The organism is Rhodococcus mengyinensis, assembly GCF_048381435.1.
Taxonomy (GTDB): domain Bacteria; phylum Actinomycetota; class Actinomycetes; order Mycobacteriales; family Mycobacteriaceae; genus Rhodococcus_F; species Rhodococcus_F opacus_D.
In genome coordinates, this window is sequence record NZ_JBLWIT010000012.1 from 6,538 (window position 1) to 29,672 (window position 23,135).

The 23,135-nt window shown below is 70.7% G+C and carries 14 protein-coding genes; all 14 read right to left on the reverse strand.

Annotated elements, in window-relative coordinates; genetic code table 11:
* Positions 1 to 11: 11 nt before the first annotated feature.
* Genes ACNJ7E_RS00800 through ACNJ7E_RS00865 form a run of 14 tightly spaced genes read right to left on the reverse strand, consistent with a single transcriptional unit; the run spans position 12 to position 23,133 of the window.
* Positions 12 to 9,158, reverse strand: coding sequence for an amino acid adenylation domain-containing protein (locus ACNJ7E_RS00800; RefSeq protein WP_418338777.1), 9,147 nt, complete (start codon positions 9,156 to 9,158; stop codon positions 12 to 14).
* Positions 9,145 to 10,716, reverse strand: a complete 1,572-nt coding sequence (locus tag ACNJ7E_RS00805; protein WP_280779784.1) for an amino acid adenylation domain-containing protein — start codon at positions 10,714 to 10,716, stop codon at positions 9,145 to 9,147. The genes ACNJ7E_RS00800 and ACNJ7E_RS00805 overlap by 14 nt, the downstream gene beginning before the upstream one ends.
* Positions 10,713 to 11,765, reverse strand: a complete 1,053-nt coding sequence (locus tag ACNJ7E_RS00810; protein WP_348539597.1) for an HAD-IIIC family phosphatase — start codon at positions 11,763 to 11,765, stop codon at positions 10,713 to 10,715. Before ACNJ7E_RS00810 ends, ACNJ7E_RS00805 begins: the two co-directional genes overlap by 4 nt.
* Complete coding sequence (locus ACNJ7E_RS00815; RefSeq protein WP_283336551.1) at positions 11,762 to 12,772, reverse strand: beta-ketoacyl-[acyl-carrier-protein] synthase family protein; 1,011 nt, start codon at positions 12,770 to 12,772, stop codon at positions 11,762 to 11,764. The genes ACNJ7E_RS00810 and ACNJ7E_RS00815 overlap by 4 nt, the downstream gene beginning before the upstream one ends.
* Positions 12,769 to 13,866, reverse strand: a complete 1,098-nt coding sequence (locus ACNJ7E_RS00820; protein WP_280779781.1) for an acyl-CoA dehydrogenase family protein — start codon at positions 13,864 to 13,866, stop codon at positions 12,769 to 12,771. Before ACNJ7E_RS00820 ends, ACNJ7E_RS00815 begins: the two co-directional genes overlap by 4 nt.
* A complete protein-coding gene (locus ACNJ7E_RS00825) occupies positions 13,863 to 14,162 on the reverse strand; it encodes an acyl carrier protein (protein WP_280779780.1) in 300 nt (99 codons plus the stop codon). Before ACNJ7E_RS00825 ends, ACNJ7E_RS00820 begins: the two co-directional genes overlap by 4 nt.
* Positions 14,163 to 14,206: 44 nt before the next feature.
* Positions 14,207 to 15,349, reverse strand: coding sequence for an LLM class flavin-dependent oxidoreductase (locus tag ACNJ7E_RS00830; protein WP_418338779.1), 1,143 nt, complete (start codon positions 15,347 to 15,349; stop codon positions 14,207 to 14,209).
* Positions 15,346 to 16,260 (reverse strand): LLM class flavin-dependent oxidoreductase, encoded by a 915-nt coding sequence (locus tag ACNJ7E_RS00835; RefSeq protein WP_418338780.1) that lies wholly within the window; start codon positions 16,258 to 16,260, stop codon positions 15,346 to 15,348. The genes ACNJ7E_RS00830 and ACNJ7E_RS00835 overlap by 4 nt, the downstream gene beginning before the upstream one ends.
* A 2-nt stretch (positions 16,261 to 16,262) precedes the next feature.
* Positions 16,263 to 17,060 carry a DUF1684 domain-containing protein gene (locus ACNJ7E_RS00840; protein WP_280779777.1) on the reverse strand — a complete coding sequence of 266 codons (798 nt, stop codon included), beginning with the start codon at positions 17,058 to 17,060 and terminating at the stop codon, positions 16,263 to 16,265.
* Positions 17,057 to 18,421 (reverse strand): NtaA/DmoA family FMN-dependent monooxygenase, encoded by a 1,365-nt coding sequence (locus tag ACNJ7E_RS00845; RefSeq protein WP_418338781.1) that lies wholly within the window; start codon positions 18,419 to 18,421, stop codon positions 17,057 to 17,059. The genes ACNJ7E_RS00840 and ACNJ7E_RS00845 overlap by 4 nt, the downstream gene beginning before the upstream one ends.
* Positions 18,422 to 18,425: 4 nt before the next feature.
* Entirely contained in the window at positions 18,426 to 19,562 is a 1,137-nt protein-coding gene (locus ACNJ7E_RS00850) for an LLM class flavin-dependent oxidoreductase (protein WP_418338782.1), read from the reverse strand.
* Positions 19,555 to 21,234, reverse strand: coding sequence for a dipeptide ABC transporter ATP-binding protein (locus ACNJ7E_RS00855; protein ID WP_418338783.1), 1,680 nt, complete (start codon positions 21,232 to 21,234; stop codon positions 19,555 to 19,557). The genes ACNJ7E_RS00850 and ACNJ7E_RS00855 overlap by 8 nt, the downstream gene beginning before the upstream one ends.
* On the reverse strand, positions 21,231 to 22,151 hold the full coding sequence (locus tag ACNJ7E_RS00860; RefSeq protein ID WP_280779773.1) for an ABC transporter permease: 921 nt from the start codon (positions 22,149 to 22,151) through the stop codon (positions 21,231 to 21,233). The genes ACNJ7E_RS00855 and ACNJ7E_RS00860 overlap by 4 nt, the downstream gene beginning before the upstream one ends.
* Positions 22,144 to 23,133, reverse strand: coding sequence for an ABC transporter permease (locus ACNJ7E_RS00865; protein WP_105415193.1), 990 nt, complete (start codon positions 23,131 to 23,133; stop codon positions 22,144 to 22,146). Before ACNJ7E_RS00865 ends, ACNJ7E_RS00860 begins: the two co-directional genes overlap by 8 nt.
* Positions 23,134 to 23,135 lie beyond the last annotated feature (2 nt).

Consider the following 23,135-nt stretch of genomic DNA (forward strand, 5'->3'; position numbering starts at 1 on the left):
CTCCCTGCTGGTCAGAACTCGTAGGTGGCGGGCGCGGACGCCTCGCTCGTGTCGGTGGACTGCGCAATCGCCTCGGCCTGCGCCGCCACGGTGACGAGGTCGAACAGCTGGCCCACCCGCAGAGCCCCGGGCCACTGTTCGTCGAGACGACGCTGCAGTTCCACGACGCGATGCGAGTTGCCGCCGACGTCGAAGAACCCGTCTTCGGAACCGAAGTCGTCGTGGCCCAGCACGGCCGCCCAGTGTTCGGCGACCGACCGTTGCAGCGCGGTCCAGCGTTGCCGCGACTCGCCGCGCGCAGGCTCCGTCTCGGAGACGAGCGTGCGCAGCGCGTTCTCGTCCACCTCGCCGTCCGGCGTTCGCGGGACCGCGCCGAGTGCGACGAACCGCGTGGGGACCGATCGGGCGTCGAGCCGTCCGGCGCTGAACTCCCGCAGGTCTTCGGCCATCGGGAGCACGGCCGCCGCGGCCGCCGGGACCCAGAAGGCGGTGACACCGGTCGCGGTTGTGAGGACCACCGCTTCGCGGACCGCCGGGTGACTCTCCACGACGTCGGTGACCGACCGTGCCGGAGATCCGGTGGCGCCGACGCTCAGCAGTCGTCCCGACCGGTTCCACCGCGCGAGTGCGCCCGTCCGGACCATCCGGGAGCCCGGGGCGCCGAACGGATTCGCCACGAACGTCGTGGCCGCCACCCGCGCCGAGGCGTGGTGGTCCCGCGTATCGGCCACGTACACCGCACCGGTCACGCCTTCGGGGGTGAGCTGCAACCGGGGATCGAGCACGACGGTCTCGGCCGCCGCACTCCACTCGCGAATCCGGGTGAGTTCGTCCGGGGCCAGCACGTCGACGTCTCCGACGGCGACACTCGGATCCGCGACGACTGCGGTGAGGATCCTGGTGAACCGATCGGCCAGGGCCTGCGCGGTCGCCGCATCGAAGAGGTCGGTGGCGTAGGTGAATCCCGCGGTCATCCCTTCCGGTGTTCCGCACTCGTCGTACTTCTCCCGCACCGTCAGCTGCAGGTCGAAGAGCGACACCTCCACGTCGGGTTCGAGGACTTCGGCCTCCAGGTGCGGGAGGGCGAGGTCGGGGTGTTCGGTGTTTCGGAACTCGAGCAACACCTGGAACAGGGGTGAATGCGACTGGGAGCGAGGCGGGTTCAGCGCTTCCACCACCCGCTCGAACGGCACGTCCGCGTGGGCGTAGGCCGCGAGGTCGGTCTCGCGGACCCGGGTGAGCAGTTCGTCGAAGGTCCCCGACACGTCGGTGCGCAGCACGAGGGTGTTGACGAACATTCCCACCACGTCGTCGAGGACGGCCTCGCCGCGGCCGGCGACCGGCGACCCGATCACCACGTCGCCGGTACCGCCCGACCGTGCGAGTAACACGGCGAGCGCCGCGTGCACGACCATGAACACGGTGCACCGCCGGGTCCGCGCCAACGCCACCGTGTCCCGGTGCAGGTCGGCGCCGATCCCGAACGTCACCCGGTCGCCGGCGGCAGAGCGCCGCGGCGGGCGGTCACGGTCCGTGGGCAGGTCGGTCACGGCCGGCGCATCGGCGAGAGCGGATCGCCAGTAGTCCAGTTGCCGCGAGAGCAGGGAGTCGGCGTCGTCCTCCGAACCGAGGAGTTCTCGCTGCCACACGGCGTAGTCGGGGTACTGCACCGGCAGCGGCTCCCATCCCGGCGCACAGCCCTCGGACCGCGCGGTGTAGGCCGTCATCACGTCGCGGGCGAGCGGAACCATCGAGAACCCGTCGGCCGCGATGTGGTGCACCACGACGACGAGGACGTGCTCCCGGTCGCCGAGTTCGAACAGCCTTGCCCGCATCGGGACTTCGGTGGCGACGTCGAAACCCGCGGACACGAGTGCCGAGATCTGTTCGCGTACCGGATCGTCGGACGTCGACACGGTGAGCTGCGCGACGTGGCCCGCACCGACGATCACCTGGGTGGGTCCCGATTCGCCGTACGGGTACCGGGTGCGCAGCGATTCGTGCCGGTCCACCACGTCGGCGAGGGCGGCGGTCAGTGCGTCGACGTCGAGGTCACCCGACAGCCGGACGATCATCGCGACGTTGTACGCGGGCGAGGACGGGTCGAACTGATTGAGGAGCCACATCCGGTGCTGCGCCCAGGACAGCGGCACCGGGTCGGGGCGCCGGGGCACCGTCACCGCGGGCCGGGCGTCGCCGCCCGCGCTCTCGCGCGCGATCCGTGCCGCGAGCGCCCGCACGGTCGGGGTCTCGAACACGTCCCGCACACCGACGTCCGTGCCGAGCGCGGAGTTGATCCGCGCGACCACCTGCGTCGCGGTCAGGGAGTTGCCACCGGACGCGAAGAAGTCGTCGTCTGCTCCGACGACGCCGGTGCCGAGAACCTCGGCGAACACGTCGGCCACCGCGGACTCGAACGGTGTGCCGGGTGCACGGAAGATGCGGGGCGCGAATTCGGGGTCCGGCAGTGCGTGCCGGTCGACCTTGCCGTTGGCCCCGAGCGGCAGCCGGTCGAGGACCGTCACCGAGGCCGGCACCATGAAGGGTGCGAGCACGGATCCGGCGAACTGCAGCACCTCGGTCGTGTCGAGGTCCGCGCCGTCCTCCGCGGTGACGTATCCGGCGAGGACCGCCTCGGCCGCGGGCGTGCGGCGCACCACGACCACCGCCTGCGCGACACCGGGGCAGCGGGTGAGCGCCGCCTCCACCTCCCCCGGTTCGACCCGCTGGCCACGCAACTTGACCTGGAAATCGTTGCGGCCCCAATATTCCAGCCGGCCTTCCTTCGTCCACCGCATCAGGTCGCCGGTGCGATACATGCGTGAGCCCGGGTGGTCGAACGGGTTCGCCACGAACGAGGCCGCGGTGGTTCCTGCCCGCCGGTGGTAGCCGCGCGCCAGACCCTCCCCCAGCACGTACAGCTCACCCACCACACCGACCGGCACCGGACGCAGCCACTCGTCGAGGACGAGTTCGCGGACACCGCGCATCGGGTGACCGATCCGCACGGGGTCGCCGGGTGTCATCGGGTCGCCGATGTTCGACATCACCGTCGTCTCCGTCGGGCCGTAGCCGACGAGCAGGGTGCGCCCGGACGCCCAGCGGGCCAGCAACTCCGGCGGGCAGCGTTCGCCGCCGACGACGAGCGCGCGGAGCAGGCGCAGACCCCGCGGGTCGATGGTGGCCAGGACCGCGGGGGTGGCGAACGCGTGCGTGATCCGCTCGGCCGCGAGCAGTTCCGTCAGTGCGGCGCCGCCGTACACGTGCGGCGCCGCGATGACCAGTCGCGCACCGGCACCGAACGCCATGAGGTATTCGAGCATCGTCGCGTCGAACCCGGGTGACGCGAGATTCAGGACGCGCGAGGCATTCGTCGTCGCGTACCGGGCGCGCTGATCGATCGTGAAGTTCTGCAGCCCCGCATGGGGGATCACGACGCCCTTCGGTGCCCCCGTCGACCCGGACGTGTACATCAGATACGCCGGATGGCCCGGTCGCAGCGGTACGACCCGGTCGTCGTCGGTGATCGGATGGGATTCCCATCGCCGCGTCGGACCCGGATAGTCGAGGAGCAGCCACTCCACACCGTCGGGCATCCGGTCGCGCTGTTCGGCGACCGTGAGTCCCGCCACCGCCCCGCAGTCGGCGAGGATGTCGGCGATCCTCCCCGGCGGCAGATTCGGATCCACCGGGACGAACGACGCACCCGACTTCGCCACCGCCCACACCGACACCACCAGTTCCACCGACCGGACGAGCCCGATCGCCACGTGGTCCTCCGGTCCGATTCCGCGGCGGATCAACACCCAGGCCAGGCGGTTCGACCAGTCGTCGAGTTCGCGATACGACATGACCGCGTTGCCGTAGGACAGCGCGACGGCGTGCGGGTCCCGGGCGGCCGCGGCGGAGAGGATCTCCGGCAGCAGCCGGGTCGTGCCGGTGGGCCGCCCGCGCACCGGGACGAGGGCCTCGCGTTCGCCGGGCGACAGCAGATCGAATCGGGCCAGTGGAATGTCCGGGTCGGCGACCACCGCGTCGAGGAGCCGCACGTATCGTTCGGCGAACTTGCGGGCGGTCGCGGCGTCGAAGATGTCGGTGGCATAGGTGAATCCGGCGCTGATTCCGGCGGGTTCCCCGCCCTCCCCGAATCGTTCGGCCAGGGTCAGCTGCAGGTCGAACGTGGAGACGGAGACACCGAGGTCGATCTCCTCCACGTCCAGTTCCGGAAGGCTCGGAGTGGGCCGCACGACGTCCTGGAATTCGAACAGGACCTGGAACAACGGCGCGTGGGCCGTGGTGCGCGGCAAAGCGAGCGCCTCGACCACCCGCTCGAACGGCACCTCCGCGTGCGCGAACGCCTCCAGATCGCAGTCCCGCACGGCGGCGAGCAGCGCGGTGAACGAGTCGGCGCCGTGGACGGGGGTGCGCAGTGCCAGGGTGTTGACGAACATCCCCACCACGTCGTCGAGGACGGCCTCGCCGCGGCCCGCCACCGCGGATCCGATCACCACATCGGTGGTGCTTCCCAAGCGGGACACCAGGACCGCGAACGCGGCGTGCGTGACCATGAACACGGTCGCATCGTGTTCGCGGGCAAGGGCCACCACCTTCCGGTGCAGGCGGTCCCCGATCTCGAACGACTCCCGCGCGCCGGCGAGCGACCGGTGTTCGGGACGTGCGCGGTCCATCGGCAGGTCCGTCACCACCGGCGCGTCGGCGAGCGCGGAATGCCAGTACCCGAGCTGGCGGGACATCAGGGAGCCGGGATCGTCCTCCGATCCGAGCAGCGCCCGCTGCCAGATGCTGTAGTCGGCGTACTGCACCGGAAGCGGCACCCAGTCCGGCGCGTCCCCCCGCGCCCGGGCGGTGTACGCGGAGGTGATGTCGCGGGCCAGCGGGCCCAGCGACAGCGCGTCCGCCGCGATGTGATGGACCACAAGGGCCAGCGCGTGATCATGCGGACCGACCTCGAACAGGTGCGCCCGCAACGGAACCTGCGCGGTCACCTCGAAGCCCGCGGACAGCGCCGCCGCGAGCCGGTCCCGCAGGTCGCTCTCCCCCGACACCCTGACCGCGCGGAGGGCGGGCACCGCGGCCGACGCCGGGATCACCGACTGCACCGGCGTGTCCCCCCGCATCGGGAAGACCGTTCGCAACGCTTCGTGCCGGTCCACGACGTCCGTCAGCGCCGCGAGCAGCGCCGCGTCGTCGAGAGGGCCGCGCAACCGGAAGGCCGCCGCGATGTTGTAGGCGGGCGAGGTCGTGTCGAACTGGTCGAGGAACCACATCCGCGTCTGCGCGAGCGACACCGGCGCCGCCGCGGACCGGTCCGTCGCCACCAGCGGCGGCCGGTCCGCCGAGGCCGCCCGGCCCACCCGATCCGCCAGCGACCGCACCGTCCGCGCCTCGAAGACGTCGCGCACTCCCACACCCGCACCGAGCACACCCTGAATCCGCGCCACGACCTTCGCCGCGATCAGCGAGTTGCCGCCGAGCGCGAAGAAGTCGTCGTCGATCCCGACCGCGGGCACGCCGAGCAGCGCGGCGAAGATGACCGCGAGCGACTCTTCGACGGGAGTGCCCGGTGCCACGAATTCGGCGCGGGAAGCTGTGACGGGCGCCGGAAACGCCGCCCGGTCCAATTTCCCGTTGACGGTGAGCGGCAGCCGTTCGAGGATCGTCACCGACGCCGGGACCATATACGACGGCAGCGCGCCTCCGGCGAATTCCAGCACGGCCTCCGTGTCGACGATCGCACCCGCCTCGGGCACGACGTACGCCGCCGGTGCCGGGCCGGTCACCGGATCCTCGTGCAGGGTCACCACTGCCTGCGCGACCCCGTCGCACCGGCCCAGCACCCATTCGATTTCGCCGAGTTCCACCCGGAATCCGCGGATCTCGACCTGCAGGTCGTCGCGTCCGAGGTAGTCGAGACTCCCGTCGCGTCGCCACCGCACGACGTCCCCGGTCCGGTACATCCGGGCGCCCGACGCATCCGCGACGAAGCGGGCCGCCGTGAGCCCGGCGCGGCCCAGGTAGCCGCGCGCGAGTTGCGGTCCCGCCACGTACAGTTCGCCGGCCACCCCGACCGGCACCGGACGCAGCCGCGCGTCCAGCACCGACACCCGGAATCCCGGAATCGGCCGCCCCACCTTGCTCGTCCACGCGGTGGCGGCGAGTCCGCGGCCGAGCGGGAGGTGCGTGACGTGCACCGTCGTCTCGGTGATGCCGTACATGTTCACCAGCACGGGTGCGTCCTCGCCGTGGCGGGAGTACCAGCGTTCGAGTTGTCCGAAGTCGAGCGCCTCGCCGCCGAGCACGACGTAGCGCAGCGGCGGTGGGCTCGCGCCGTTCTCCGTATCGGTGGCCTCGATCAACTGCGAGAACGCCGTCGGCGTCTGGCTCAGCACCGTCACCCGCTCGCGGCGCAGCAGCGCGAGGAACGCGGCGGGCGATCGGGTGGTGTCGAAGTCGACGACGACGAGCGTCCCGCCGTGCAGCAGCGCGCCCCACAACTCCCAGACCGAGAAGTCGAATGCCGGGGAATGGAACATCGTCCACACGTCGGTGTCCCCGAACCGGAACAGATCCCGGGTGCTCGTGAAGAGCGAGACCACGTTGCGGTGCGACACCGCGACGCCCTTCGGCCGTCCCGTCGATCCCGACGTGTAGACGACGTAGGCCAACGAGTCCGGATCGACCGTTGGCCGTTCCGCGTCGGTCAGCGGGTCCGCGGAGATGCCGCCGGGATCCGTGTCCGTCGAATCGAGGAGCAGGACGGGGACGTCCGACGCCGGCAGCGCGCGTTCGGTGTCCCGGGTGGCCAGAATGCACACCGGGTCGGCATCGTCGAGGACGAGCGCCGACCGTTCACCGGGATGATCCGCGTCGATCGGGATGTAGGCGGCCCCGGCCTTGACGACCGCCACGAGCGCGACGACGAGCGCCGCCGAGCGCGGCATCGCAACCGCGACCGAGAACTCCGGGCCCACTCGCTGCGAGAGCAGTTTTCGTGCAAGCCGATTCGACCGGGCGTCGAGGTCGGCGTAACTCAGGCGCTCGCCACCCGACACGACCGCGGTGGCGTCGGGGGTCCGCGCTGCCCGGGCGGCGAACAGCTCACCGAGTGTCGTCTGCTCGGCGGTATCGGCCGGACGGGTCGACCAGTCCTCCAGCACAGCGCGTTCGGCCGGTTCGACCAGGTCGATGTCGCCGATCACGACGGACGGATCCGCGGCGGCGGCCTCGGCGGTCCGCACGAACCGCCGAGCCAGTCCCTCCACGGTGGCGGCGTCGAACAGGTCTGTCGCGTAGGAGAATCGGGCCGTCGTGTCCGACACCGTCACCCGCAGATCGAGGTCGCCGAGTTCTCCTCCGGGGTCCGAGAATTCGAGCAGCACCTGGAAGAGCGGTGCGCGCGACCCGGACCGCGGCGGGTCGAGCGCGTCCACGATGCGCCGGGCGGGCACGCCGCGGTGGGCGAACGCCTCCGCGTCGGCGTCCCGCACGGTGCCGACGTACTGGTCGACGCGATCCGAGCCGCGCACGTGGGTCCGCAGCACCACCGGGTCGGTGTCCGTCCGCCTGCCGATGACGACGTCGTCGGTACGGGCCGACCGTGCCAGCACCAGCGCCAGCACCGCATGGGTCACGGTGGCGGCGTCCGTGCGGTGTGCGGCGGCGAACGCGTCGAGCGTGCGCCGCAGATCCGGGTCGAGGGCGACGTCGACGGCGGCGCTGCGGTGGGACGGCCGTGCGGGCCGCGGGCGGTCGGTGGGCAGGTCCAGCACCGGGGGCGCGTCCGCCAGTGTGCGCGTCCAGAAGTCGAGCTGGGCCGTCTCCTCGTGGACGGTGGTGAGCGCGGCGTCCGCGTCGGCCGTGACGAAGTCGCCGAGCAGTTCCAGGAATTGCCGGTGATGCGCGCCGACCTCGTCGGCGTCGTACCGGTTGGGGTTGGCCAGGAAGTGGACGAAGGTCCGGACCGGTGTGCCGCTCCGGTACACGTTGACGAGCAGATCCTCGACCGGCCCGGATGTGACGATGTGGTATTCGCCGACGAGCGGCCCCAGAACGAGTTCCTGGTGAAAGAGCATGACGTTGACCATCGGACCCGACAGCGACTGCGCCGCAACGGCGCCCGCGTCGCGCCGGATGTCGCCGAGCCCGAAACGCTGGTGTCGCAGCGCGCCCATCAGGTCGAGTTGGACCCGCTCCATTAGTTGCCCCACCGTGTCCCCGGGGCGGATCCGCACGGGGAGCGGCACGACGCCCGCCACCATTCCGCCGGACCGTCGCAGGGTCGCGGTGGTGCGCGCCGACACCGGGATCTTCACGAGCACGTCCCGGTGTCCCGTCGTCCTCGACAGGTAGCAGGCGAACGCGGCGACGATCTTCGCGGTCCCGTGGGCGCCGGTGTCGCCGAGTGCGCGCTCCGCCGAGTCCGGCAGGGGCGCGGTGACGTCGGCGCTCGTGGCGACCGCGGGCCCCGTGCGTCGGGCCAGGCTCGATCCGGGTCCGAGGCCGTCGACCCGTTCGGCCCAGAACTGCCGGTCCGCGGCGAAGCGGGACGACGACCGGTACTGCTGATCGGCGTCGTACAGGTGCCGGGGGTCCACGGCCTCGTTGGGCGGCAATTCCCGGTCGAGCACCTCGGCGGTGTACCGGGCCGCGATGCGGTTGAGCATCGTCATCGCACCGTACCCGTCCAGGGCGACGTGGTGAATCTTGCTGTACCACAGATAGTGCGCGTCGCCGACGCGAAGAATCGACGATTCGACGAGGCGATCGCGCGTCGGATCCAGCGGGGTCTCGCAGTCGGCGCGCATCCATCGACGGGCGGCCTCCACCGGTTCGGCGTCCACGCGGAAGTCCATCAGGCCGATCGACCGGTCCGCCGACGGATCGACCAGTTGGAACGGCTGACCGTCCCGGTCGATCAACCGGAGAAACGGCGATCCGAATTCGTCGGCGGTCGCGACGGTGGCCTCGCGCAGGAGGTCGACGTCCAGGTCGCCGTGCACCTCCACGTACTGGGCGATGCACAGCGGCACGTCGGGGGCCAGTTGCTGGGCCAGCCACGCCTCGTATTGGGCCGACGACAGCGGGAACGGTGCTTCGGCGCTGCCGGCGGCCTCGGTATGGTGCTCACGCAACGCCACCACCTCCGCTGGGCAGCAGCCGGCGCAACGCCACCTCGTCCACCTTGCTGCTCGGTGCGAGCGGAAGGGCGCCGAGCGCGAGGAAGCGGTCGGGCACCGCCTGCGCGACGAGCCGCGCGGCGCAGTGCGCGATCAGGTCGCGTGGTGTGGGCAGTACGGTGGCCGCGGCCGAGGGCACCCAGAACGCGGTCAACACCGTCTCCCCGTGTTCGTCGGCGGTCGCGAGAACCACCGCCTGGTGGATCGCGGGGTGACTCTCCAGCACGGCCTCCACCGCGTGTCTCTCGACCCGGGCGCCGCGCACTTTCACCTGTCCGTCGAACCGGCCGCGGAATTCGATGTCGCCGTGCGGATCGACGCGTGCGAGGTCGCCTGTGTGATACATCCGCGCACCGGGCCGCGCCGCGAAGGGGTCGGCGACGAAGCGGGCCGCGGTGGCGGCCGGGCGGGACGCGTAGCCCTCGGAGATCTGCGGACCGCCGACGTACAGGTCCCCCACCGCTCCGTACGGCACCTCGACCAGTTTCGCGTCGAGGACGTAGGCCGTGCTCGCGCCCAGTGGTCTGCCGATCGGCGCGATCGAGGCGGGCACGTCGCGCACCGGATGAGCGAGGCAGCTGACAGTCGTCTCGGTGGGACCGTACTCGTTGCTCAGCGGGACCCCGGGCAGCACCGCACGATGTTGTTCGACGAGCGTGCCCGGAAGGGCCTCTCCCGCAAGCGTCACCAATCGCAGACGCTCGCGCAGCGGGGTGAGATGCGGCAGCAGCAGCCGGTAGAACGAGGGGGTCGCGACCAGGTGGGTGGTCTGCCATGTCCGGGCGAGCGCGGCGACGGCCTCGGCGTCCATCAGTTCGCGAGCGTCCGGGAGCACGCTGGTGCCGCCGGTGCACAACGCCCACAGGGTCTTCAGCAGGGAACCGTCCCACGTGAGGCGGAACGCGGAGAACGTGACGAGGTCGCCGTCGTCGTAGTCGTAGTTGCGGCCGTCGACCATGCTGGCGAGGTTGGCGCGGCTCGCGACGACGGCCTTGGGGACGCCGGTCGACCCGGACGTGGTGATCACGTAGGCGGCGGTGCCCGCGGGCACGTGTTCGGATAGATCGGCCGGTTCGGCGACGGGCCGGTGCTCGGCGTCCCGGTCGTGCAGTGCGGGAACACGTCCGACCGCGCTGCGGGCCAGGTCCCGGATCCACGCCGGCGACGTCTTCGGATCCGCGGACCCGAAGACGATGGCACCGCAGTCGATGTCGCCGAGGAGTGCGCGGAGCTGACCCACCGGATGTCCGGGCTCGATCACGCACCACGCCGCACCCAGCCGCAGCGCGGCGATCATCCCCACCACCGTCTCGACGCTCTGCCGCTGGTGGATCAGCACCACCTGCCCCGGCCGGACACCGAGGGCGGCGAGTTGCCGCGCCAGTGCCTCGCTCGCCGAATCGAATTCGCGATACGTCAGCGCCCGGTCGCCCACCACGATCGCGATCCGGCCGGGAACCCGCGCGCACTGGCGGAGGATCCCGGTCATCACCCCACCGTTCGCGACCACATCTGTCATGGCGCCACGTCTTCCGAGAGGACCACGACGTGATCGGCGTTCGGTGCTGAAGCACTGCGAACGTCATTGCACACCAGCAGCATCCGATCGGGGTTCGGGTCGACGACGTCGAAACCCGCGAATCGCAGCGTCACCAGCATCACCCGGTTGACGTCCGTCGGCACGAACTCGGCGAGCGCACGCCTGCCGTGGACGCGTGCCCGCTCGACGACGTGCCGGATCAGCGCCGTCCCGACCCCACGGGACATCACCCGGCACGACATCAGCAGCAGTTGCAGGACGGAATCGTCGCCGCGGATCTCCGAGACCGCGAGACCGATCGTGCCGTACCCGCCGAATCGGTCGCCGAGCGACGCCACGAGCACCTCGTGGTCGTCCGAGGCGCACAGCCGGCGCAGTTCGTCGATGCCGAAAGTCCGGCCCGTCGTGTTGAGTTGATGAGACCGGACGGTCAGTTCGTGGGCGCGTTCGAGATCGTCCTCGGCCGCCCGGCGGACCGTCATGACCAGTTCGAGCGACGCCAGGAACTCGGAGTTGGACCCGTGGAACTCCTGTTCGCTCACCTGACGGATCCGTTCGGCGCGATACAGCGACCTCCGCTGCCTCGCCTCCTCGGTGACGGCGGGCGGCGTCAGCTCGGGAAGGTCGGGGAACGACGCGATCTGCTCGGCGGGATAGCAACGCACCGGCGGAAGCGCCTCGGACACCTCGGCCCGCTCGACGGGATCGTTGTCGACGAACGCGATGGTGTCGAGACCCAGATTCAGTGTCTCCGCGATGCGGCGCACGGCCTCCGACTTCGGGCCCCAACCGACGTCGACGGCGCAGAACAGTTCCTCGATGCCGTGCATGCGCAGGTGTGCGGCGGCGGGTTCGTATTCGCCGCGGCTCGCCACGGCGTGCAGGATGCCGCGGCGGTCGAGCACGTCCAGGGCGCGGAGGGCGTCCGCCTTCGGCACCGGGGCGTCTTGTTCGAGGACGACACCGTCCCAGATGGTGTCGTCGAGATCCCAGACCACGCACTTGACCGTCTGCTCCATCGCGATCACTTCCCGTGCCCGGGTCGATCCGGCAGACGTCGGAGCAGTGCGCTGCTCCAGGCCGCGACCGGGCTGCTGTTCATGATCACGCAGTAGTCGCCGGGCACCTGCGCGGACGCCGCGCGCTCGAGGTTCGCCGCGACGTCGACGGATCCGAGGTGGCCGAACCGGGCCAGGTTGTCGCGGCAGACGGGGTCGATGGTGACGTCGAGTGCCTCCTGCCAGAACGTGAACGCACCGAGCGACAGGTTCTGCATGAGGAATACGCCGATCGCGTCCTGCTGCAGCCCGTTCCGGGCCAGCAGGTCCGCGTTGATCTCCGTGAACCGCTTCCGGCTCTCGACCGCGAGGCGGAACGAGTACGTGGGTTCGTCGGCGCATTCCTCGACCCAGTCTGCTTCGCGGACGTCGCGGTAGTCGATGTGGAACAGGTCGGCGTATTTTCCGTCGCTGCGGATCATCTGGTCGACGAGTTCGTACCGCCCGGTCCCCGACGTCGTCAGCAGGACCGCGGCGGCGCCGTCGCCCAGGAGCGTCATCGGCGACCGGTACCGCGACCGGGTCGGGCTCTTCGCCGCCGCGACGACGAGGACGTTCTGGCACCGGGGGTCGCCGCGGAGCAACGCCGACGCGAGCGCGAACGCCGCCGAGACGGACACGCACCCGAGGTCCCCCACACCGGTGGTGAACGCCTGGGTCGCGCCGAGCCGGTGCTGCAGCCGGGTCGCCTCGGACGCGAGCAGGTATTGCGGAACCCGGCCCTGGACGAGCAACAGCGCATCGATCTGGGTGGCGTCGAGGCCCGCCTTCCGGAGCGCCTCGTCCGCCGCGGCGTGCGCCAGATCCACCTCGGAGAGCCCGATTCCGATCCGCACCGTGTCGATGCCCAGTGACAATGCGTGCTCGCGCTGCGCGATCGGCAATTCGTCGAGCTCGGGCAGTCCGGCAACGGTCACCTCGTCGTCCGGGAACCAGAGCGCGACCGAGTCGACCGTGACCGGTCGGTCGGCCATCATGGCGCACCTCCCCCGAGCACGTAGTCACCGATCTGGAGTTCGGCGACCTCCGTCGCGCCCTCGATGATCTGCATGACCTTGGCATCGCGGAAGAAGCGCCCCACCCTGCTGCCGGGAACGCACCCGGCGGCCCCGAGCACCTGAACCGCCTGCTGGCTCACCGACGCGGCGACGCGGGCCGCGGCGTACTTCGCGGCGATCGTCGTGAACAGCGCGCTCGGCTCGTGGGCGTCGCGTTGTTCGGCGGCCCGTTCGCACAGCGCGCGGGCGCCGGCGGCATCGACCCAGCTGCGACCGAGGATCGCGCGGACCGAGTCGTGCTCGGACAGCACGGCGCTGCCCTGCACCCGGGTGGACGCGTGCGCGACGGCGTCGGCGAGGCACCCGCGCGTCATTCCGGCGCACCCCCAGGCGATGGTGTACCGGCCGTGGTCCAGGGCGGTGCCGACGACGTGGGACAGTCCGAACCCCGGCGGTGCGATCAGGTGGTCGGCGGGGACGACGACGCCGTCCAGCGCGATGTGCGCGATCCGGGCACCGCGCATGCCCAGCTGCCCGTGGATCGGTTCGACGGACACTCCGGGTGCGTCCGTTTCGACCAGCGCGGTCGTCAGCCCGGCCTCCGACCGGCCGAGGACGAGCAGTACGTCCGCGACCTCGCCGAACGTGACCCACAGTTTTCGTCCGGAGATCCGGTGATCCGAGCCGTGCGCCTCGAAACGGGTAGTCACAGAGGAGAGGTCGCTGCCGGCTCCGGATTCGGTGGCGGCGAATCCGGCGAGGAGTTCGCCGGTCGCCAGGGCCGGCACCCACTGTGCCCGCTGTTCGGCGGTGCCCCACCGGTCGAGGGCGGCGTTCACCATCCCCTGCACGGTCAGCAGCGAGCGCAACGACGTGCAGACTGCCCCGAGTCTTTCTGCGACCGAGCCGAGTTCGGCCGCGTTCAGGCCGAGTCCCCGGCAGTCCGTCGTCCGGTCCAGCCCGAGGACTCCCGCGCGCGCGGCGGCCTCGATGACGTCGACCGGCAGTCCGGTCTCGTCCCAGGTGCCGGCGTCGGTCTCGGCGGAGGCAACCAGTGTGTCGATACCGATCACGGCGACGCCCCGTCCGTCGCACGAAGCTGCTCGCCCCGCTTTCTCCGAATGAAGCCCGCTACCCGCACTGCGGTACGGAAGTTGTCGAGATCGAGATCCTCCACCTCGACCACGACATCGTGGGAGCCCTCGATGTACGTGACGATCTCCAGGGCCCGCAACGAACTCACCAATCCCAGGGTGAAGTAGTCGTCGTCGGGACCGAGTTCCGTCGACGTGATCGAGCTCAGGTACTGCCGTAGCTGCTCGACCAGCTCGTCATGGGACTCGGGCACAGGGGTATTTGCTGTGTCCATGGGCGTGGGATTCCCATTTGGACCAGCGTTCAATCATCGTGCCCTCAGGCGGCCAGCAGGCCCGGCAGTCCCCACTCCGCTGCGAGCAGCTCGTAGGAGCGCAAGCGGTCGCCGTGATCGTGGGTGACGCTGGTGATCACCAGTTCGTCGGCGTCGGTGAGCCTTCGCAGACTGTCGAGTCGGTCCGCGACGGTGGCCGGTGCCCCCACGAACTGGGTGATCAGCCGGTCCTCGACCGCCGCGCGTTCCGCCTCGCCGAGCGGTGCCGTGTGCGCCGGGTCGGGATACGGGATCGCACCGTGGCCGCTGCGGATGCTGTGGGTCCAGTGCGCGAACGTCGACGCCAGTTCCTTCGCCGTCGCGTCGTCCTCCGCTACGACCGCGTCGGCGGAGACGACGACGTACGGCTTCTGCAGCTGCGACGACGGGCGGAACGCGGCGCGGTAGGCCTCGACCGCCTCGAGGGTCGTCGACGGGCTCACGTGGTAGTTCGCTCCGAAAGGCAGCCCCAGCCGGCCGGCCAGTTCGGCGCTGGGCCCCGCGCTGCTGCCGAACACCCACACCTCGACGTCGGCGCCCTCGCCCGGGCTGGCGTGGAGTTCGATCCCGTCCGGGGTGCTGTACGTGCCGCCGAGCAGTGCCAGGATGTCGTCGACCTGCTGGTCGAACGCCGGCGACAGCGCGCCCGGCTGCTGCAGCACCGACTGCGCCGCCGTGAGCCGCGGAGACAGCAGGAGCCCGGACGGATCGAACGGTGCCGGGATCACGACGCCGTCGCGGATCTCCGTCTCCCGGCGGGACGGCGCCGGCTGGTTGTTGCGTTCCGCAACCGCTTTCAACGCCTCGGCCCGGCGCTGACCCGACCGTCCGAGCCCGAGGTCCAGGCGACCCGGGTACAGCGCGTCGACGGTGCCGAACGCCTCGACCACGGCCGCTGCGGTGGTGTGGCCCAACTGCACCGCGGCGGCGCCGACCCGGAGGGTGCTGGTCGCCGCGGCCAGGATCCCGACGAGCACGGCCGGCGAGGAACTGGCGACGCCCACGAAGTGGTGTTCGGCAACCCAGTACCGCTTGTATCCCCACGCTTCGGCGTGCCGGGCGAGGTCGACGGTATTCCGCAGCGCGGTGCGGGCGGTGGTGCCCTCGCTGACGGGCGACAGGTCGAGGACGGACAACGGAGTGGTCATGAGGGCACCTTCTGGAGAGAGCGGGGATTGACAGCCCGATGGCTGCGCGGGGCACCGAGTCCGAGGTGCCGACGCAGCGTGGCGGTGGTGTATTCGGTGCGCAGAACTCCGCGGTCCTGCAGCAACGGCACCACCGTGTCGACGAACAGGGCGAGTTCGTCCGGGGTGAGGGAGGAGGGGAGGACGAACCCGTCCGCTGCGTCCTCGCGGACCCACCGGACGATCCGGTCCGCGACGGACGTGGCGGTACCCACGAACGGCGTGGCGGACAGAACCTTCACCGCACCGGCGGGCCTGCCCGCCTCGACCGTGCGGCGTGCGAGGTCGTCGTAGAACTCGCGCCCTGCCTCGAACGTGCCGAGCGGCGCGATGATCACGTCGCCGCGCCGGGCGGCGAGATCCCGGGCCTGCGGGCCGTCACCCGAGACGATCACCACCGGTTGCGCTTGCGGGCTCCGCGGGACGGTGAAGCGACCACCGATGTCGAAGTGCCTGCCCCGGTGGTAGAACGCGCCTGCGGTGGGGTCCGAGACGAATCGCCCCGCGCCGCGGTCGATGGTCACGACCCCCTCGGCCCAGGAATCCCACAGCGTGCGTGCGGTGTCGACGAACTCCGCGGCCCGCTCGTCGCCGGAACCCCAGGTGTTCCACGCCGCCCGCCCGCCGGACAGGTGATCGAGTGAGGCCAGCCGGCGGGCCACGTCGTACGGTTCGGCAGAGGTCGTGTCCAGCGTCGCCGCGAGCCCCACCGTGTCGGTGAACCCGGCCAGCGCGTTCGCCGCGGTGACGCCTTCGGCGAGGAAGAAGTCGAATGTCCCCCGCTCCGCGGTGCGGGCGGCATCCGCGAGGACGGCGAAGTCCGTCCGGCCGGCGGGCGCCGCCGCCCCGAGCACGACCTGCTTCTCGGCCATACCTACCGCGGGTTCTTCTCGCCGGCCTCGACCGCGAGCGTCAGCCGGTTCTCGGCGGGCGCGACCGGGCAGGTGGCGTAGTCGGTAAAGGCGCACGGCAGGTTGGCCGCCCGGTTGAAATCGAGGATCACCCGGCCGTCGGCGGCGGGGGCGTCCACGGCCAGGGACCGCGCCGCGGGGTACGTGCTGACCCCGCTGGTGGCGTCCGTGAACAGGACGTGCAGGCCACCGTTCTTGCCTGCGAATGCGACGAGTTCGTGTGCGGCGCCGTCGTACTCGAATGCGAGTGAGCCCAGCGCCGTGTGGTGGTGCTCGAGCCCCTCGACGACCGCACCCGTCGTCACGACGCGGGACTGCGAGAACGGGGTGAACGTCGCCGGCACGGACCACTGCCGCGCGGGCGGGAACGTGGGGATGCCGGTGAACGTGGCGAGGGTGCCTGCCTCGGGGTCGTGGATCCGCAGGGCGACGTCACCGGTTCTGCGGATCACCTCGATGTTGCGGCTCCCGTGCCGCACGAGCAGACCGGGTGCGCCCTCCAGGGGTGCGAGGGTCGCCGTGCCGTCGACGGGTTCGCCGTCGACCTCGAGCCCGGCGTCGGCGGTCGCCGTGATCACCACGCCGTCTGCGTCGGCCCGCCACTTCCCGGGCAGGTCGGGGAACGTGGTGTCGGTCTCGACGAGCCAGTGCAGGGCGGTGAGACTCAGCCATCCCCGCGGGTCGCGGAAAGACTCCTCTCGCCCCGAATGCCAGTCCTGCCAGTCCTGCTCGAATGTCGCGCCTGCCGTGACTGCGGTCATGATGCCCGAACTCCTTCTGTCTGGTGATGCGGATGGCGCAGTTCGAGATGACTGCGCAGGGTCGTCCCCGAGTACTCGGAGCGGAAACTGCCGCGGTTCTGCAACTCCGGGACCACCTTCTCGACGAACTCGTCGAGCCCGGCCGGAGTGAGGTGCGGTACCAGGATGAAGCCGTCGCACGCATCCGCCTGCACGTAGCGGTCGATCTCCTCGGCCACCTGGGCGGCGGTGCCGACGAACTGCTGGCGGGTGGTGACCGCGATGATCAGTTCCCGGATGCTGAGTTTCTCGGCTTCCGCCTTCGCCCGCCACGCGGCAGCGATCTCGCGGGGGTCCTTCGCGTGCCGCACCCGGCCGCGCGTGATGTTCGTGTCGTCGGCCGGTTCGACGTCCGGCAGCGGACCGTCCGGGTCGTACGCGGAAAGGTCGCGGCCCCACACCTGTTCGAGAAACGCGATCGCCGTCTGCGGGCCCACCTGCTGGTGCCGGATGTGATCGGCGCGCTCGGCCGCGTCCGCCGCGGAGTCGCCCAGCACGAACGTCGCCGCCGGCAGCACCTTGAGATCACCGTGGCTGCGCCCGTACTTCGCCAGCCTGCCCTTGACGTCCGTGTAGAACTTCTGGCCGTCCTCGAGCGACCCGTGGATCGTGAAGATCGCGTCCGCCTGCGCGGCCCCGAATTCGCGGCCCTGATCGGAGTCGCCCGCCTGCAGCAGCACCGGGTGCCCCTGCGGGCTCCGGGGAATCGTGAACCGTCCCCGGATGTCGAACTGGGAGCCGGAGTGGGTGACGTCGCGGATCGAGTTGTCCGGGGCGAACACCCCCCGGGCGCGGTCGATCTGCAGCGCATCCTGATCCCAGCTGTCCCAGAACTTGCGGGCGCCCTCGATCAGTTCGCCTGCGCGGACGTACCGGTCGGCCTTGTCGAGGTATCCCCCGCGCCGGAAGTTCTCCCCCGTGAACGCGTCCGAGGACGTCACCATGTTCCACGCGGCCCGGCCGTCGGACAGATGGTCGAGCGCGGCGAATTGCCGTGCCAGCTCGTACGGTTCGTTGAACGTGGTGTTGATCGTCCCCGCCAGGCCCAGATGCGTGGTGACTCCGGCGAGTGCGCCGAGCACCGTCAAGGTGTCGGGGCGGCCCACCACGTCGAGGTCGTGGATCTGGCCTCGGTGCTCACGCAGGCGCAGGCCCTCGGCGAGGAAGAAGAAGTCGAACAATCCGCGTTCGGCGGTCTCCGCGAGGTGCACGAACGAGTCGAAGTCGATCTGGCTCTTCGATTCGGGGTCGCTCCACACGGTGGTGTTGTTGACGCCGGGAAAGTGCGCGGCGAGATGAATCTGCTTGCGCTGGTTGCTCATGATGTCAGTCCTGTCCGGCGAAGTGATTGACGGGACGGGCGAAGCCGAGCCGCTCCCGGAGCACCCCGCTGTCGGGCGCTCGGTCGCCCGGCCGCAGCAGCGGCAGGACGCGCTCGGTGATCTCGTTCAGGCCGGACGCCAGCGCCAGCGGCCGGAGGGTCACGCCGTCGACGCCCCCGGCGCCCACCACGTCGGTGATCAGGCGGGAGAGGCCCGCCGCGTCGCCGCGGTGGAGAATCGACGCGGGCTCGTACCGGCTGCCGGACCAGTTCTCGAGCTGGGCGAGGTCGCGTTCCGCCGTGTCGGGGGTCTCGGCGATCACCACCTCGACGTCGAGCAGGATCCGCAGCGAGGCGGGGTCCCGGCCGGCCTCGGTGGCGGCACGCCGCACCCGGTCCGCGACGTCACGTGCCGCGTCCACGGTGGGTGCGCCGATGCGGATCACGTCGGCACGCGCGGCGGCCACCCTGGTGGAGTGCTCGTCCCGCGCGCCGATCACGATCAGCGACTGCCCCTGCGGCGACCGCGGCGTGATCGAGGGACCCTTCACGGCGAAGTGCGTGCCCTCGAAGTCGATGTAGTGCAGCTTGTCCCGGTCGATGAAGCGGCCGGTGGCGACGTCGCGGATCTCGGCGGCGTCCTCCCAGCTGTCCCACAGCAGGCTCACGACCTCGATCGCGTCGGCCGCCTCCGCCCACAGACTCTCGGCATCCTGTGCGTCCTTGCGTCCGAACAGATTCGCCTGCGCCTGACCGGCCGACACGTCCACCTGCCATCCGGCACGGCCGAGAGACGCGTGGTCGAGGCTCGCGATGGCCTTGGACACGTGGAACGGTTCGGTGTGGGTGACGGTCACCGTGGGAACCAGGCCGATCCGCTCGGTGGACGCGACGGCCCGTGCGGCGATCGCCACGGCGTCCAGTTGCCCACGCTGATCGGCATGTCCCGTCGTGGCGATCGCGAAGGTATCGCCGACGAACGCGAGGTCCACTCCGGCCGAGTCGGCCTGCCCGAGCAGACCGGTCCAGTAGCCGGCGGTGAAGAGGTCCTCGGCGCGCGAGTCCTGACGACGCCAGGACTGCGGATGAATCCCCGTGCCGTACAGATCGACGGCGACGAGCGGGTCGTGTGGCTCAGGCATGAATCGATTCCTCCAGCTGTGCAGAACGTGGGCGCACGACGGATCGTCCCGGGACGGCGTCGAGCAGCTGCCGGGTGTAGTCGTGGCGGGGATTGTCGAATATTTCTGCCGCGGTGCCCGATTCGACGATGCGGCCGGACCGCATCACCGCGACCGTGTCGCTGATCTGCCGGACCACGGCGAGGTCGTGCGAGATGAAGAGGTAGCTGAGCCCGAGTTCCCGCTGCAGGCGCTCGAGCAGTCCGAGGATCTGCGACTGCACCGAGACGTCCAGCGCGGACACCGGTTCGTCGAGCACGACGAGTTCCGGGTGCAGCGCGAGCGCGCGGGCGATCGCGACCCGCTGCCGTTGCCCACCGGACAGCTCGGCCGGTCTGCGTTCGAGGTAGGTACGCGGCAACGCGACCTGTTCGAGCAGTTCGGCGACTCGTGCCGCCCGATCCGCCCGGGTGCCGACACCGAACGCACCGAGCGGTTCCGCGACGATGTCCGCGATCGCCAGCTTCGGATCGAGGGACGCATACGGGTTCTGGTACACGATCTGCACTCGGCGGCGCAGGGCACGCAGCGCGCCGCCGCGCAGGCCGGTGATGTCCCGGCCGTCGAACTCGACGCGGCCCGCGGTGGGAGATTCCAACCGGATCGCGATCCGGGCCACCGTGGACTTGCCGGACCCGGACTCCCCCACCAGCGACAGCGTGCGCCCGCGAGGGACCTCGAACGACACGTCCTGGGCGGCGTCGATGGCGGTGCGCCGGTCGATCCGGAACGTCTTGGACACCCCCGACACGCGCAGCAGGACGTCGGGTTCGGCTCCGCCCGCCTCCGCGGCGCGACTGGGCCCCCGTCCCACCGAGAGACTCGGCGCCGCGGCCAGCAGGGTGCGGGTGTACTCGTGCTGTGGGTTCTCGAGGATCTCGCGGGTGGGGCCCGCTTCCACCACCTCACCCTCGCTCATCACCACGATCCGGTCGGCACGGTCGGCGGCGACACCCAGATCGTGCGTGATCAGCAGGACCGCGGTGCCTGACTCGGCGATCCGCGCGTCGAGGTGATCGAGAATCCGGCGCTGCACGGTGACGTCGAGTGCACTGGTCGGCTCGTCCGCGATCACGAGTTCGGGGCTGCACGCCAGCGCGATCCCGATCAGGACGCGCTGCCGTTGCCCGCCCGACAGGTCCTGCGGGTACTGCCTCGCCCGCACCTCGGGCTTGTCGATCCCGGCCTCGGCGAGAATGCGCACTGCCTCGATGCCTGCCGTCCGCCGGTCGGCGAGACCGTGGATCCGGAGCACCTCTGCCACCTGGGCGCCGACTCTCAGGACGGGGTTGAGCGACGTCGTCGGGTCCTGGGGAACCAGCCCGATCCGGGCGCCACGGATCCGCTCGAGTGCGCGCTCCGACTTGGTGTCGAGACGCTCACCGTCGAACGTGACGGTGCCGGCCACGGCCCGCCCGGATCCGCTGAGCAATCCGAGGATCGCGTGCGCCGTGGTGGATTTCCCGGAGCCGGACTCGCCGACCACGGCCACCACTTCCCCGCGCGACACCGTGAGGTCGACGCCTTTCACGGCCACGACGGGATCGCTCACGCTCCCGTACGCCACCCGCAGTCCGGAGACCTGGAGTAGCGGCGCCGTGGTGCCTGCCGCAGCAGTAGTCGTCGAGCTCATCGCACTTCCCTCTGTTCGAGTGCATGCCCGAGCCGGTGCGCCGACAGCACGACGGCCACGATCACCAGTCCGGGCAGGGTGGTCATCCACCACGCGGTGGCGAGGTAGTTCCGGCCCTCGGAGATCAGCGAGCCCCATTCCGGGGTGGGCGGCACCGCGCCGAACCCGAGGAAGCTCAGCGACGACACCGCGAGGACCGCCATCCCGAACTCGACGGCGGCGAGTGCCACGACAGGCGCGTACGAGTTCCGCAGAACGTGGCGGCGCAGCACCGTGTGCCAGCGGACACCCGACGCGAACGCCGCCTCGACGTACAGCGACCGGCGTACTCGCAGCACCTCCGACCGCATCACGCGGGCGAAGTTCGCGATCAGCGACACGCCCACCGCGATCGCCACGTTGACCGTGCCGAACCCCAGCGCGGTCACCAGTGCGAGCGAGAGCAGCAGGGCGGGGATCGACAGGAGGACGTCGACGACGCGCATCAGCACGGCGTCCAGCGCACCTCCGACGGCACCGGACAGCAGGCCGATCAGCGAACCGACGACCAGCGCGATACCCACGGCCAACAGCGTTGCGGTCAAAGATAATCCGGCACCGTGGACCACGCGGGTATACACGTCACGGCCGATGTTGTCGGTGCCGAACCAATGCGCGGCACTCGGCGCCTGCAGTTTCTGGGCGGGCACCCCGACCAGCGGGTCGCCGCTCGCGAACACCGACGGCGCCACCGCGAATCCGACCGCGACGAGGAGCACGGCGGCCGAGGCCACCAGCACGAGATTGCGACGCAACCACGTCACCGCGCGGCGTCCGCGACTGTCCGACTCGGACGCGACCACGGGAGGCGGTTCGGTCGGCGGAGCGCCGAAACCCTCGGCCTCCTCGATCAGTTCCCTGGTGAGGATGTCAGACATGAACCTTCTCCTCCACATCCGCGGTGGTGTTGCGGCCGGAACTGCGCCTGCCCTCGACGATCCGGGGATCGATCAGCGGATAGAGCAGATCGACGGCGAGATTGACGAGTACGTAGACGACCGAGCTCAGCACCACGATTCCCTGGACCACCGGAATGTCCTGCGCCATCACGGACGTCTGGGTGAGCCGCCCCACGCCGGCGCGCGAGAACACCGTCTCGACGACGACCGATCCGGCCAGCAGATTACCCACGAGCACACCGGCGATGGTGAACGCCGGAATGCTCGACAGGCGCAGCGCGTGCCGGGTCTGAATCTGCCAGCGGGACGCACCCTTCGCCCGCGCAGCTTCGATGAACGGCTGCCGCCACGTGGTCTGCAGACTCGCCGCGAGCACCTGCGCGATCACGGCACCGGTCGGCAGCGCGAGCGTCACCGCGGGGAGCACCAGCGTCGCGATCCCCTGGTCACCGAACGCCGGGAAGGCCTTCAGCCGGAACGAGAACAGCTGCAGCAGAATCAGTCCCACCCAGAACGTCGGCACCGCGACACCGAGCGGAGGCAGTGAGAACAGCAGATTCCGCACCCAGTGGACCCTGGTGTAGGTGGCGAGGAACGCGACCGCTGCCCCGAACACGACCGCGAGAACCAGCGCCGCCGACGCCAGCGCGAGCGTGCTGGGGACCGCGTTCCCGATCGCCTCGGTCACCGATTGCCCGGTGGCGATCGAGTACCCGAAGTCACCGCGGACGGCGTGGCTCAGCGAGTTCCAGTACTGCACCCACACCGGCTGGTCGAGGCCGTACCGCGCCTGCAGCTCCGCGACGGCGGCCGCGTCGACCGTCGTTCCGGTGGTCGCCGAGTCGACGGCGATGCTCACCGGGTCGGACGGCAGCAGGAACAGCACGGCGAACGACACGGTGAACGTCGCCCACAGGACGGCGATCGCCTGCAGCACGCGTAGTCCGAGGTAGCGAATCATGG

Excerpts from the sequence above, each read along its gene's own strand:
- ACNJ7E_RS00815 (WP_283336551.1), bottom strand. The coding sequence starts at position 12,772 with ATGATGGCCGACCGACCGGTCACGGTCGACTCGGTCGCGCTCTGGTTC.
- ACNJ7E_RS00840 (WP_280779777.1), bottom strand. The coding sequence starts at position 17,060 with ATGACCGCAGTCACGGCAGGCGCGACATTCGAGCAGGACTGGCAGGAC.
- ACNJ7E_RS00845 (WP_418338781.1), bottom strand. The coding sequence starts at position 18,421 with ATGAGCAACCAGCGCAAGCAGATTCATCTCGCCGCGCACTTTCCCGGC.
- ACNJ7E_RS00855 (WP_418338783.1), bottom strand. The coding sequence starts at position 21,234 with ATGAGCTCGACGACTACTGCTGCGGCAGGCACCACGGCGCCGCTACTC.
- ACNJ7E_RS00850 (WP_418338782.1), bottom strand. The coding sequence starts at position 19,562 with ATGCCTGAGCCACACGACCCGCTCGTCGCCGTCGATCTGTACGGCACG.
- ACNJ7E_RS00835 (WP_418338780.1), bottom strand. The coding sequence starts at position 16,260 with ATGGCCGAGAAGCAGGTCGTGCTCGGGGCGGCGGCGCCCGCCGGCCGG.
- ACNJ7E_RS00825 (WP_280779780.1), bottom strand. The coding sequence starts at position 14,162 with ATGGACACAGCAAATACCCCTGTGCCCGAGTCCCATGACGAGCTGGTC.
- ACNJ7E_RS00805 (WP_280779784.1), bottom strand. The coding sequence starts at position 10,716 with ATGACAGATGTGGTCGCGAACGGTGGGGTGATGACCGGGATCCTCCGC.
- ACNJ7E_RS00865 (WP_105415193.1), bottom strand. The coding sequence starts at position 23,133 with ATGATTCGCTACCTCGGACTACGCGTGCTGCAGGCGATCGCCGTCCTG.
- ACNJ7E_RS00830 (WP_418338779.1), bottom strand. The coding sequence starts at position 15,349 with ATGACCACTCCGTTGTCCGTCCTCGACCTGTCGCCCGTCAGCGAGGGC.
- ACNJ7E_RS00860 (WP_280779773.1), bottom strand. The coding sequence starts at position 22,151 with ATGTCTGACATCCTCACCAGGGAACTGATCGAGGAGGCCGAGGGTTTC.